The sequence below is a fragment of the Labrenzia sp. ATLA3 genome, assembly GCF_057180185.1.
The window spans coordinates 94,572-106,748 of sequence record NZ_JBXUKV010000003.1; the positions used below are offsets into that span (position 1 = coordinate 94,572).

Annotated in this window: 11 protein-coding genes and 1 tRNA gene; 5 read left to right on the top strand and 7 right to left on the bottom strand. The window is 61.2% G+C overall.

Annotation, left to right across the window (positions count from 1 at the left end; translation table 11 throughout):
- The first annotated feature begins 96 nt into the window (after positions 1 to 96).
- Positions 97 to 957 carry a hydroxymethylglutaryl-CoA lyase gene (locus tag AC2A6O_RS08320; RefSeq protein ID WP_498926434.1) on the top strand — a complete coding sequence of 287 codons (861 nt, stop codon included), beginning with the start codon at positions 97 to 99 and terminating at the stop codon, positions 955 to 957.
- The gene (locus AC2A6O_RS08325; protein ID WP_498926435.1) at positions 954 to 1,742 is read left to right on the top strand and encodes a crotonase/enoyl-CoA hydratase family protein; all 789 of its coding nucleotides are present in this window, start codon (positions 954 to 956) and stop codon (positions 1,740 to 1,742) included. The genes AC2A6O_RS08320 and AC2A6O_RS08325 overlap by 4 nt, the downstream gene beginning before the upstream one ends.
- A 205-nt stretch (positions 1,743 to 1,947) precedes the next feature.
- On the opposite strand, the gene AC2A6O_RS08330 is transcribed toward AC2A6O_RS08325, so the two are convergent.
- From AC2A6O_RS08330 to AC2A6O_RS08350, 5 genes are all read right to left on the bottom strand, one after another.
- Positions 1,948 to 2,754, bottom strand: coding sequence for a hypothetical protein (locus tag AC2A6O_RS08330; RefSeq protein WP_498926436.1), 807 nt, complete (start codon positions 2,752 to 2,754; stop codon positions 1,948 to 1,950).
- A 209-nt stretch (positions 2,755 to 2,963) separates the two neighbouring features.
- Positions 2,964 to 3,785 (bottom strand): response regulator, encoded by an 822-nt coding sequence (locus AC2A6O_RS08335; protein ID WP_209001022.1) that lies wholly within the window; start codon positions 3,783 to 3,785, stop codon positions 2,964 to 2,966.
- Between the two features lie 443 nt (positions 3,786 to 4,228).
- Positions 4,229 to 4,304 (bottom strand) — tRNA-Thr (locus AC2A6O_RS08340).
- A 200-nt stretch (positions 4,305 to 4,504) separates the two neighbouring features.
- Positions 4,505 to 6,502, bottom strand: a complete 1,998-nt coding sequence (locus AC2A6O_RS08345) for a heme biosynthesis protein HemY (RefSeq protein WP_498926437.1) — start codon at positions 6,500 to 6,502, stop codon at positions 4,505 to 4,507.
- A 78-nt stretch (positions 6,503 to 6,580) separates the two neighbouring features.
- Positions 6,581 to 7,897 (bottom strand): COG4223 family protein, encoded by a 1,317-nt coding sequence (locus AC2A6O_RS08350; RefSeq protein ID WP_498926438.1) that lies wholly within the window; start codon positions 7,895 to 7,897, stop codon positions 6,581 to 6,583.
- 76 nt (positions 7,898 to 7,973) lie between these two features.
- On the opposite strand from AC2A6O_RS08350, the gene AC2A6O_RS08355 reads away from it, so the two are divergent.
- Positions 7,974 to 8,678 carry a hypothetical protein gene (locus tag AC2A6O_RS08355; RefSeq protein WP_498926439.1) on the top strand — a complete coding sequence of 235 codons (705 nt, stop codon included), beginning with the start codon at positions 7,974 to 7,976 and terminating at the stop codon, positions 8,676 to 8,678.
- 20 nt (positions 8,679 to 8,698) lie between these two features.
- Here the strand turns inward: AC2A6O_RS08355 and AC2A6O_RS08360 are convergent, their stop codons facing one another.
- Both AC2A6O_RS08360 and hemC read right to left on the bottom strand, forming a co-directional pair.
- A complete protein-coding gene (locus AC2A6O_RS08360; RefSeq protein ID WP_498926440.1) occupies positions 8,699 to 9,418 on the bottom strand; it encodes a uroporphyrinogen-III synthase in 720 nt (239 codons plus the stop codon).
- Positions 9,419 to 9,425: 7 nt separating this feature from the next.
- The gene (gene hemC / locus AC2A6O_RS08365) at positions 9,426 to 10,352 is read right to left on the bottom strand and encodes a hydroxymethylbilane synthase (protein ID WP_498926441.1); all 927 of its coding nucleotides are present in this window, start codon (positions 10,350 to 10,352) and stop codon (positions 9,426 to 9,428) included.
- Positions 10,353 to 10,445: 93 nt separating this feature from the next.
- Here hemC and tsaD point away from each other — a divergent pair, with 93 nt between their 5' ends.
- Together tsaD and AC2A6O_RS08375 are read left to right on the top strand one after the other, a co-directional pair.
- Positions 10,446 to 11,552 (top strand): tRNA (adenosine(37)-N6)-threonylcarbamoyltransferase complex transferase subunit TsaD, encoded by a 1,107-nt coding sequence (gene tsaD, locus AC2A6O_RS08370; protein ID WP_498926442.1) that lies wholly within the window; start codon positions 10,446 to 10,448, stop codon positions 11,550 to 11,552.
- Between the two features lie 103 nt (positions 11,553 to 11,655).
- The gene (locus AC2A6O_RS08375; protein ID WP_498926443.1) at positions 11,656 to 12,159 is read left to right on the top strand and encodes an NUDIX hydrolase; all 504 of its coding nucleotides are present in this window, start codon (positions 11,656 to 11,658) and stop codon (positions 12,157 to 12,159) included.
- The last annotated feature ends 18 nt before the right edge of the window (positions 12,160 to 12,177 follow it).

A 12,177-nucleotide genomic window follows, 5' to 3' on the forward strand; every position in this document is an offset into this window, starting at 1 on the left:
AACGCCTCCAAGACTTGCCTGGTGCCGTCCTTCCGGCGAAGCGTGTCAAACCATTAGGCTCAGTGTTAAGCGTCACGAGAAGCTAGAGAAGAAAACATGTCTGAATTTGTCACCCTGTTTGAAATGGGCCCGCGCGACGGTCTGCAGAACGAGAAGATCTTTGTGCCGACCGCGCAGAAGATCGACCTCGTGGACCGCCTCTCCGCCTGCGGCTTCCGCAAGATCGAGGTGACCAGTTTCGTCAGCCCGAAGTGGGTGCCCCAGATGGCCGACGCCCAGGAGGTGATGGAAGGCATCTACCGGCATCCGTCCGTGACCTACGCTGTGCTGACGCCCAACGTCAAAGGCTATACCGCCGCCAAGAAAGTGTCGGCGGATGAGGTCGCCATCTTCGGCTCGGCGTCGGAAGGCTTTTCCAGGAAGAACATCAACTGCTCCGTGGCAGAGAGCATCGAACGCTTCAAGCCGCTTCTGGAAAAGGCACACGAGGACGGCATACCAGTGCGCGGGTACGTCTCTTGCGTGACCGACTGCCCCTACGATGGCCCGACACCGCCGGAAAAGGTTGCGGAGGTCGCCAGCGCGCTGTTCGATCTCGGCTGCTACGAAATCTCTCTTGGCGACACGATCGGCGCCGCAACGCCGGAAAACACTGGCCGGATGCTGGACGCGGTGCTGACGGCGATCCCGGCTGGCAAGGCTGCCGGGCATTTTCACGACACCAAGGGCCGGGCGATCGAGAACATCGAAGTCAGCCTCGAAAAGGGCCTGCGTACCTTCGACAGCGCGGTCGGCGGTCTGGGTGGCTGCCCCTATGCACCAGGTGCCAAGGGCAATGTCGCAACCGAAGCCGTTCTCGACCTGATGACCCGCAAGGGCTTCGAGACAGGCATCGACCGGGCCAAACTCGCTGAAGTCGCCGATTTTGCCCGCACCCTCAGGAGCGTTGACGCATGAGCTTTGAGACAATCTCCCTCGCCGTTGATGAAAGGGGCGTCGCAACCCTGACGCTGAACCGCCCGGACAAGCACAATTCGCTTTCTGCCACGATGATCGCCGAACTGACGGACGCCGCCGCGCAGCTGGCCGAGGACAACTCTGTCCGCGTCGCTGTCCTGACCGGGGCCGGTGCAAGCTTCTGCGCGGGCGGTGATCTCGGCTGGATGCGCGAGCAATTCGAGGCTGACCGCGAGACCCGCATGACTGAAGCGCGCAAGCTCGCCATGATGCTGCAGAGCCTCAACAAACTGCCCAAGCCGCTGATCGGCCGCGTGCAGGGCCAGGCCTTCGGCGGAGGGATCGGCATGATGAGTGTCTGCGACACCGTGGTTGCGGTCGACACTGCCAAATTCGGCCTGACAGAAGTGCGCCTCGGCCTCATCCCGGCAACCATCAGCCCCCATGTGCTGGCCCGCATGGGCGAGGGCAAGGCGCGCCGCGTGTTCATGTCCGCCCGCCTGTTCGGCGCGGAAGAAGCACGGGATCTCGATCTTGTGGCCAAGGTCGTGGACGCAGCCAACCTCGACGCGGCCATCGAGAAGGAAATCAAACCCTATCTCTCCGCTGCGCCCGCCGCCGTCGCCGCCTCCAAGGCGCTGGCGCGCAGCCTCGGCCGGGAAATCACGGAAGAGATCATCGATGACACCATCCGCCGTCTTGCCGAGACCTGGGAAACCCCGGAAGCCCGGGAAGGCATCTCCGCATTCTTCGAAAAGCGGAAGGCGAACTGGGTCAGTTCGTAGTTTGCAGCGACTGAGGTCAGCACCGGGTCTTCAGACCATCAAACTCCCCAACTCCTCATCCTGAGGAGCGTGCTAGCGCGCGTCTCGAAGGATGGGCCACACAGAACAAGCGGCCCATGCTTCGAGACGGACCTGACGGTCCTCCTTAGCATGAGGGTGAATTTGCGGTGAGCTTCACCAGATAGCTGATAACAAAAACCCAGCATCAACGCCCGGTACTGCGCCTTGCGTGCTCGATCAGGGCCGCGATACGGGCGACTTCCTTCTCTTCCGACTGCGGAGGTTCCAGCTCGGGACCGCCATACATGCGTTCGCGCCGCTGGCGGATCTTCTTGCGCTGATATTCGCTGATCCCGTCGGGCAGCTCCATGCCGGCCCTGTCGATGTTGATCAGCACGCGCTGCAGGTCCGGAACCAGTTCGGAAGAAATGGTGAAGGTTGCGCCGTCCTGCCGTTTGAAAACCAGCGTCGTCGTAGTCTCCGCTCCGTTGAGCAGAACGGCGGATCTTGGACCGATTGAACCGATGGTGGACTGGAACCAGGCCGCCCAGCCAGAGGCCTGCCAGAGGCGGATGTCGATCTTCTTCAGATCCTCATACATCACCCGGACGCGTCGTCCGAACTGGGTGAACTCGAACCCGTTGCTGAAGAAGCGGACCCAGGACGTTTCCTGCCGCGCGGAGACGGTGAACAGCAGCGGCGCAATCGAAGCAGGGATAAGACAGAGAAGCGCAATCAGCGCTGCGCCGCCAGCCCAGTCGGCCATGCCGATGAACGCAATGGAAAAGAAAACGGCGCCGAAAGCAAAGCCGACCGCATCCAGCACGAGAACGGGCGGATGGCACACCGGCTTGACGGAACCGGACGGCACGTTCGGCCGCGGCAAGGCGGCATAGATCCCGGCGGCGGCGATGATGCAGAGCAGGCTGCTGAGCACCGATATGAAAAAATACCCGCCGACAATACCGAGTACACACAGACCGAGAGGCAGTATCCGGCGTAGTAATTCCAATTTTGCTGTTTTGCCCACACCGCTCTCCATGCATTCAGCCAGTGGAACCGATACGAACTGGGAGGAACTTCTGATTCTGTCATTGAATCAACTGAAGCAGGCTAAATCAAGAATCCTGACAAACTATCCAGTCTTGTCTTCCATAAACTGGCGGCTTGCACCCACGAAAACGAGGTATGAGCACGCTATACCAGCCTGCTGGACGACACTCAGGAGGCCTTGCGATCACGTTCCATGAAGCTGAACATGTCGCGCACCTTGCCGAATTTTGGCGTGTCCAGTTCCAGGAACTTGTGCATGAGCGTGTCGATGTCCTGCGCGGAGAACGGCTTTTTCAGAAAACCGTTTATTCCGACGAAGGCGGCAGACCGCTCAAGGTAGGTCGTGTCGTTGGTCGACATCATGTAGATGCCGATCCTGCTGGAAAGATCCCGGATCGACCCCGCAAGCTCGAGACCATCGACATCCGGCATGTGGAAATCCGTGAGCACTACCCGGAATTTGCCTGATGACAGGGTGCGAAGGGCGGCCGCCGCACTGTCGGCCTCCGAAATCTCGAAGTCGAACCGGCTGGCCTCCAGAACCTTGCGCGTCAGTTTGCGCATGGTTGCGCTGTCATCGACGATCAGGATCGGATAGGTGGTTGTCATCGTCATGTAGGTGGCGATGATTTCCGAGACCTCTGACTGATTGAACGGCTTTTTCAGGAAATGATAAGCCCCGAATTTCTTCAGCGTGTTGGCGTTGCGGTCGTCGAGGTCGCTTGAAATTGCAACAGTCAGGCACTCGGTCGACTTTGTCTCGCGCATCGCGGCGATCACTTCCGGGCCATTCAACCCGGGCATGTTGATGTCGATAAACGCCATGTCGATCTGCTTTTTCTTCAGAACCTCGACGGCGGAGCGGCCGTTGTCGACATTGTCTATCTCGATGTAGCGCTTGGCCCGGTGAACGGCGATGCCGTTGTTGATGACTTCGCGCGCGACGCCGCTATCATCAGCGACAAGAATACGGATCATTTTATGCAGCACGTCTCATCACCTTTGTGCGGCGCCCGCATCAATTTCTGACGCCAATCGGAAGATGTGCGCACAATAAACAAACATTTGTATATTTTCGGTTACTTAAAATTGTCAGGTAGACAACAACCAGCGATTTTATAAAGCCGCGCACCCCATCTTAAACCGCACCCAGATTTCTTTTACATATTACTTGAAAATGGTTCTCCAGCTACGGAAGACGTTTGATATGTCTGGGCTGAGTGTCGCCCCGTACCCGACCACGGGATGACATGACACAGGCCGTACAGTGCGTTCCTCATTAAGGTCGCAAAAGCACCGGCTCGCTTCATGCTGCCTGCAACGGTTTGAACTTGCGTAAATTCAGTCTGAAAAAGCCAAGCAAAAAGCAGCGGGGGCCAGAGGCTCTGTCTTGCCTCAGATATCCGGCTGAACTTTTCTGAACTCTTGGAAAGTGGTGCCGCTGATAGGACTCGAACCTACGACCCCATCATTACGAATGACGTGCTCTACCATCTGAGCTACAGCGGCATTTTCCGGCAAGTGCCGGGCGTCGCGCGATTTGGCGCGGACACTCAGGCCATGCCCGAGTGCGCCGCTAATTACCGGAGCTTGGCGTCAGATGCAAGAGGCTAAAACCGGTTCTTTCTGGAAGATCACATCTTCCCTTTTCGCAAGACCCGGCAAATAGCCGCCCAACGACGTTTTCCAGTCCTGACAGCCGCAAGCACTCAGTTGAAAAAGCGCGGACGCGGGGTCTTGGTCGACTCACTGTCTTCGTCCTCGTCCGGGCCCGGATCGTCCGGCATCCGCGACAGGGGAAACTCGATCGGCCCATTGAGGTTTCCTTTGGAGCTTCCGGATTTCGCTTCGCCCGACTTAGCATCACCAGACTTCGAATCGCCTGGTTTTGCATCGCCGGCCTTCGCCTCGGCGTTCCTGGAAGCGTCCTCAGCCTTGGCATCTGCCTTGGATGATTTCTCCGAACCGCTCCCGCCTTCAGCCTTGCTGGCGTCTTCGCCGGCCTCGGAAGATGGTTTGGCCGCGGCCACCGGCTCAGCATCCGCCTTGGCAGGAGCTGCTTCGGGCTTTGCCTCTTTCTTCGGCGCGGCTGTTGCGCCTTCGGCGTCGGGCAGGTCCGTCAAGGCCGGGGTGAACTTGACGTCGTCCGTCGTGCCCTCATAGCCTTGTTTGCCAACCGGCACGGTTGTCTTCTCAGAGGTCGCCCCAGCGGCCTTGGTCTCATCGCTCTTGGGCTCAGGACGCTTCGGATCGGCGGACTTGGTAACGGGCTCCACTTCCAGAACCACGGCGTTGTCATCCGCGTCTGCGACCGGCGGAACCGGTTCGGCAGCAGTGGCGGACGGCAGGGCCGGTGCATCGAACAGGCTGTCCTCAAGCAGAGGACCGTCTTCATCCGTCAGGCTGCCCGGCGTTGCCCACTGGAACGCGTCGAGCTTGCCCGTAACCGGTGAAACCGGCTGCCATTCGGCGGAAATGATCCCGTCCGCCATCCAGACCTTGTCCAGCGGCGCACTGACGGCACGGGACAGCCAGTCGCGCATGCGGCCCTTGTCGCCGTGTTCTGCTTCCTCCACTTCCGCCATCAGCAGGAACGCCTGACGAGTCGGTTCGGACTGCAGCACCTTTTTCAACTGCTGGCGCGCTTCCTCGAATTCGCGCGCCTCCATGGCGGCGCGGGCAATGGCCAGCGCGCCTTCGGCGGTATTGGCTCGCTGAGCAGACAGCGATTTCACCCGCTTCAGCCGGTCGACGGCCGAATCGCCGGTGCGGACATGGGCATAGGTTTCCGCCAGATCCGGATGCGGGAACAGACGCCACGTGGCTTCCAGCACCTTTGACGCCTTGCGGATATCGCCCCGGCGCGTTGCCAGACGCGAGGTCAGCACGGCTGCCGGCACAAGATCGAGCGCCAGTCCGTGAGCTTCCTTGGCCAGCGAATAGGCCCGCTCCGGCTCGCCGTCCTCAAGCTTCATGGCGAGAGCTGTCAGAATGACAGCGCGCTGACGCCGGTAGGTTTTCTTGTCGAGCATCTTGGCGGCGTAATTGCGCTCCAGCGTCTTGAGCGCTTCGTCCCAATGATGAGCAACCGCCTGATATCCGAGCACGGCCTTGCCGGCCCATTCCAGGCCCGGCGAGGTCTTGGCAGCTTCTTCCGCGTAGTGGCGTGCGGCAACCGGCTCCCTGTGCCGCTCGGCCTCCACAAACAGGCCGTGCAGACCAAGGGCCTTGGTGGCGGGGTCTTCCAGCATCGCTTCGAACCGCTGGCGGGCCTCGTCGTCCTTGCCTGCAAGCTGCGCCGTCTGCGCCAGCAGCAGTTTTGCGGCGGGTTCATCGTTCAACAGCTTGTCGGCATCCAGCGCGTAACGGCGTGCCAGTTTGGCATTGCCCGTTCCCAGCGCGATCAGGCCCTGAGACAGTGCGTTGTAACCATTATCTTTCCGGCGGCGCCGAAAGAAACGGCTGGCAATCTGCGGTGATTTCAGAACCACGCGGATCGCCCAGACAACGACCAGGAAGACTGCCAGGAATACAGCGGCGGCAAGGCCGACGATGACAGGCGACTGCTCCCAGATGTCCGTCCCGACCTGCTGACCGTTTTCATAAACTGGCCAGGAAATCTGGATTGTTCCGGGCAGGTCCGCCATCCAGGCAAAGCCCAGGGCAACGGCAAACAACAGCGCGAAAAAGACCAGAACGCGGATCATTCAGTTCGCTCCCTGCGACGGCCGGCTCCTACCGGCACTTGGTTCCATTGACGGGCGGGCAAGTGGGCCGGCCTGCATTCAACTATCCTTCGCAGCAAGCGCATTAAGTACTTCCTGCGACGCCTTGTTCGTGAGGTCATCAACCTCGACACGGGCTTCGGCGCGGGTTGCCCAGTCGGCACCTGCGGCCTGCGCCTGTTCCGGCAGATCCTTGTAGGCGACAAGCGCCTTTTTCAGATCACCCTTGTTGACGGCATTTTCCATGCGCTGCAGGGCAGCAGCAGGGCCATCGCCTTCCCCCGAGCCAGACCGGCGAACGGTGAAAAGCGATTGCGCGCTGGATACCAGGCTGTCGAGCATATCGCCGGAACGGTCCGGTTCGGAAAAGGTCTGGTAGATCGAACGTGCGACCGGCGGAAACTGTGCAATCAGCACCGGCACCGGTTCAACACCTGTCTTGGCATTGGCTTCCAGCGCAGACAGGTCGAGATCGCCCGGCAGGCCAGCCTTCACGGCGGCCAGTTCGGTTTCATAGGGACGTCCGGAATCGACAGCAGACTTCAGCGCGGAAACGGAAAGCGCCCGTGCAGCAACTTCTCGCGCGGTGGCATCGCCCATGGTCGCCTCGACAGCGGCAAGGCGTGAGGAAATCGAATCGAGTTCGGAGCGCAAGCCTTCCAGGGCCGCCTTGTTGGCCGCCCCGACGGACTTGATGTCGGCTGCGAGCGAAGACAGGGTGTCGGTGGCCCGCGCCTGACTGTCGGCAAGGGTTTTCAGCGACACATCCGACGTCGAAACGGCGGTCTGCGCCGCTTTCGCGGTTGCTTCTGTGTTGGAAAGACGGGTTTCCACATCCGAAATCGTCGACTTCAGATCCGAAAGCTGGCCTTCGAGCCCTGTAACGGACCCGGAAAGCTTGTCGGCTTCGGAAGAGGTCGAGCTGGCTGAGGTTTCCAGCTTGGCAAGGCGTGTCTCAAGTGGTGCCAGATCAACCTGGCTGCCGCTCTTGAGGTTGTCTTCCAGCGCGGCCACACGGTTTTCCAGCGGTTGAAGATCAGCCGGCACGCCTTCGCCCGTGCTGCTGCCGCCGCCTGCAGAAGCTACGGTGTTGCGCAGTCCTTCGACGTCCTTTTTCAGGGCATCGACCGTGGCACTGAGATCGGACGATGACGAATCCTGCAGCTTGGCCTCAAGCGAGGAGACCTTGCTCTCCAGTTCCGAAAGGTCGCTGGAGCTGTTCTGGCTGGAAATCGAAGACGTCACGTCGCCGAGTTTTTTCTCCAGGTCGGAGATCTTGCTTTCCGCCGCGCTGAGCGCACTTGTCACCTGCTGGTTCGGCTCCGGCGACAATTTGATGAGCCCGGCCTGATAGAGACCGAAGCCCCCGCCGACCACGAGTATGCCGCCAATAACCGCTGAAAGCAGAACGCCGAAGGCGCCGACGCCGCCGCGGTCTTGAGCGGCAGGTGGATTGGAAAAGCTGCTCGATGACCCACCCGGCCCGGAGCTGCTGCTTGTCGAAGACTTTCCAGGCTGGCTGGCGGAAGAGGTTGATGAGCTTGCCGGAGACGCCGGTTTGCTTGCTGCTGACGACGACGCGCCGGTGCTGGCGCTGGTGCCCGAAGGCTTGCCGGCGGTGGAAGACCCGGCAGCGGTGGAAGATGTCGAGGTAGAAGCACTTCCGGTCGAAGACGACGTCGGCTTGGACGAGAAAGGCGACGATGCACTGCCTGAACTACCGGAACTGCCGGAACTGCCGGCGCTCCCTGACGACGAAGTGCTGCCGGAGGAAGACGGACTGCCGGACGCCGAGGTGCTGCCAGTAACGCCAGGCTTGGAGGCACCGGCAGACGTGCTGCTGGACGCCGATCCCGACGACACCCCGGAGGCCGGCTTTGTGTCAGGCTTCGTGTCCGCCTGTTTGGCGCCGACCTTTTCCGCGGTCAGATCTATCGTCACCGGCCGCTTGCCGCTGCCGGAGGAAGACGGGGTGCTGCTGCCGGGCTTGTCCTTGCCGCTGGCGCTGCCACTGCCCGATGAGGATGTCCCGCCCGGGGATTTCTTGTCCGTCGTCATCTCATCTCCTCCTGAACCCTGCCGGTCCCAAGACCTTCACTATACACACCTCTTTGCGAAGCGGTACCGCTACAGCAAAGACTTTTGCGCGCTGCAATAGAACGACTCCACCGGATCCGGTTAACACTGTGTTAACGCCAGATCCAGCAAGAAGGTTTCATTCGGCTCAGCCGCAACGCGCACGCGGCTTACCCTGGATATGGGCTCGGCCGACTGCCGCGAAAGGGCATAGACAGGCAAACCGGACAAAATATGGTCGAGACCGTGGCTGCGCACCAGCGCCAGAAAAGCCTCGGCCGTACGTCTGGAATAAATGAGTACACCGTCAAAGGCATGGCTGCTCAGGCCCTCCACCACGGCGACGGGCAAATGCTCCACCGCGTCCATGCGGTAGACCACGACGGTTCGGCAGGAGACGCCGCCTGCGGCGAGAAGCCCTTCCAGATCCCCGGCTCGGTCCTCTGCCGCGGGATAAAGCACGTCGCCGGAAAGCAAACCGCTTCGTTTATCGAGAATCAGTTGCGCCAGAGCACTGACGTTGCCGCTGGCCGATTGGACCCGTGAGAACCCCGCCTCCCGGCAGGCAAGCGCGGTTGCGTCGCCAACCGTGAAGACCGGCAAATTCCGAAAGGTGTCGAACTGGCTGTGCGCCGAAAGAATGGCAACCGCCCGCCGGCTGGAAAAGGCCAATGCCGACACGCCCTCAAACCGGATGGCCGCCGCATCCCGTGCCTCGACAGTCTTCAGCACGGGGGCCTCTTCGGCACCATGCCCCAGGGCCCGCAGTTTTTCTGCGGTTCTCCGGCAATCCGGTTGAGGACGCGTCACCAGAAAGCGCATGACCGGATCAGGCTCCCGTCATGAAGTCCGGCCCCATGCAGGATTTCAGATCTTCCCCGACCGATCGGCCGATCTGCACGGCATCTGCCTTCACCCCGCTGGCCGAAGCTTCATGGGCTTCCGATCCATCCGGCTTCAGCACGATGCCCTTGAAGTGGAGCGTATCGCCCTCGAGCGTCGCAAGACCGCCGATTGGCGTGCGGCACGATCCGTCCAGAACCGCAAGAAAGCTCCGCTCGGCATCAAGGCGGGTCTGGGTTGTCTCGTCATGAATTGCTGACAGCATCTGAAGGGTTGCCGTGTCACCCTCCCGGCTTTCGATGCAGATCGCACCTTGCCCGACTGCCGGCAGAAACTCGCTGGTTTCCAGAAGGCTGGTGATCTCCGCTTCGAGGCCCAGCCGGCGCAGACCGGCCGCCGCCAGAAGCGTTGCGTCCACCTCGCCGTCCGCCAGCTTGCGCAAGCGGGTCTGCAGGTTACCGCGATACATCACCACTTCGATGTCGGGGCGCAGCCGCTTGATCATCGCCTGGCGGCGCAGTGAGCTGGACCCGACGACGGCCCCCTGGGGCAGGTCGGTCAGGGTCTTTGCCTTGGGCGACAGGAAAGCGTCGCGCACATCCTCGCGCGGCAGGAAGGCGGTCAGCGCCAGTCCATCCGGTAGAACCGTCGGCATGTCCTTGGACGAATGAACGGCAAGATCGATACGCCCGTCCAGAAGCGCTTCCTCGATTTCCTTCGTGAACAGCCCCTTGCCGCCGACTTCGGACAGCGGCCTGTCCTGGATCCTGTCGCCGGATGTCTTGATGACCACGATCTCGAACGCGTCTTCGGTCAGACCGTGGGCCGCCATCAGCCGGTCGCGGGTTTCATGGGCCTGTGCCAGCGCCAGCGCGCTGCCCCTTGTTCCGATACGCAAAGGATTTGATTGCAAGGTTTACCGTCCAGATGCTACGCCCGGCAGAAATGACGGGCACCGATTTATATCTTTTCGGATGTCCTAACACAGGCCACCGCATTTAGACCAATGACCTCAGTCAAAACAGATGACAATGCGACCAATCTGACGGTTCTGGGCATTGAAACCAGCTGCGACGAGACGGCAGCGGCGGTGGTGTGCGGACCTTCACACAAGAAAATCCTGTCCAACACGATCCGGTCGCAGATCGACGAGCACACAGAATTCGGCGGCGTGGTACCGGAAATCGCTGCCCGCGCCCATATCGAGATTCTCGACAGGATCGTCGCGGAAGCCATGGACGAAGCCGGTTGCGGCTGGGACGATATCGACGCCATTGCCGCCACCGCGGGGCCGGGTCTGATCGGCGGGGTCATCGTCGGCTTCATGACCGCCAAGGCCATTGCCATGGCTGCAGGCAAGCCGATTGTCGGCGTCAATCACCTGGAAGGTCACGCCCTGACCGCGCGCCTGACCGACGACCTCGAATTCCCGTTCCTCCTGCTGCTGGTTTCCGGCGGCCACAGCCAGTTTCTGCTGGTGCGCGGGGTCGGCGACTATGAACGCCTCGGCACGACCATCGACGATGCCATCGGCGAAGCCTTCGACAAGACCGCCAAGCTGCTGGGCCTGCCCTATCCCGGTGGCCCGCATGTAGAGAAGATGGCTGCACGGGGAGATGTCACCCGCTTCCGCCTGCCGCGCCCGCTACTCGACCGGCCTGGCCTCGATATGTCCTTTGCCGGGCTGAAGACAGCTCTTCGAACCCAGGCGAAAAAGCTGGAACCCGTTGACGAGCAGACGATTGCCGACCTTTGCGCCGCCTTCCAGCGGTCTGTTTCCGATGTATTGTCGGCCCGCACCCGCACGGCACTCGACCTCTTCCGGACGCGCCATCCGGGCGTCAAACCCGCAATTGTCGTGGCCGGTGGCGTCGCGGCAAACCAGGAAATCCGCAACAGCCTTCTGGCCGCGGCAGAAGAGGCGGACGCCCGCTTCATTGCCCCGCCGCTGAGCCTTTGCACCGACAATGCCGCAATGATCGCCTGGGCCGGCATCGAACGGCTGCAGCAGGGGCCTGTTGACGACATGGGCCTGTCGCCGCGCCCGCGCTGGCCGCTTGATGCGGCCAATGCCGGCGTGCTCGGCGCGGGCAAAAAGGGCGCCAAGGTTTAGGCAGCAGTCCAATAAAACGTCGCCCGAACAGGCGCCGACCCTTTTGCGCGGCCAAAGACCCTGTTAGGAAACTTCAGCCTTCCAACAAGGACTGTTTTGAAAGATGCGCGTCTACCACAAGGCCTATGTCTATCTGACCTGCGGCACGGACCTTCTGGTCTTTGATGAACCGGACACGCCCTGGCTCGGCCTTCAGGTGCCTGGTGGAACAATCGATCCTGGGGAAAGCTTCCTGCATGGCGCCATGCGGGAATTCACCGAGGAAACCGGTCTCGAGCTGGATGTGGCTTTCGACCAGTTCTTCGCCCAGGATATTCCCTTCGAGACGATCCCGCCCGTTGGTCAGTACCGGCCGCATCCGGATCGGCCTCTGCGCGGCCGGCACATCCGGCGCAATTATCACGTTCGGCTCGCCTCCCGGCCCGACACCGAGTGGGAACATTACGAAATGCATCCCAGCAGCGGTGGTGATCCGATTCGCTACCGCTTTTTCTGGGTCGACCTCTTTGGGGACAGGGTCCGCAACGAGGAAAACTTCTTCGCCGCCTTCGGCGCGCCCCTGAATGCCCTGCGTGAGCGCGTCGCCTCTGTCGCCAAGGCGGCATAAACAACCGTTTTTCGAGGA